At 40.0% G+C, this 270-nt stretch carries 1 protein-coding gene; it reads right to left on the bottom strand.

The genetic code is table 11. From position 1 onward, the window contains the following. Positions 1 to 270, bottom strand: a 270-nt coding sequence (locus CWC11_RS21385; RefSeq protein ID WP_138684213.1) for a response regulator, incomplete at its 5' end; no start/stop codon positions are given.

Raw genomic sequence — 270 nt, 5'->3', positions numbered from 1 at the left:
CTAATCAATCACGAGCTTTGCAGTGCCAATCCAAAAAGACAGCAAGGACTTCATTGAATCCACCAGCTCATGATATTGGGATGGTTTGGTCATATAAGAATTTGCCCCAAGCAAGTAACACTGTTTTATATCTATCTCTGAGTCCGATGTACTGAACATAATAACCGGAATATGCTTAAGGTTTGCAGCCCCTCGCATCTCAGCCAATACATCTTTACCGCTTTTTCGTGGCATATTTAAATCAAGAATAATAAGGCTAGGCAATAGTTC

Origin of the sequence: Pseudoalteromonas sp. S3178 (assembly GCF_005886985.1) — a bacterium.
Classification (GTDB): domain Bacteria; phylum Pseudomonadota; class Gammaproteobacteria; order Enterobacterales; family Alteromonadaceae; genus Pseudoalteromonas; species Pseudoalteromonas carrageenovora.
Note: the sequence above shows the minus strand (reverse complement) of the source record. Positions and strands in the feature narration are given on the sequence as shown.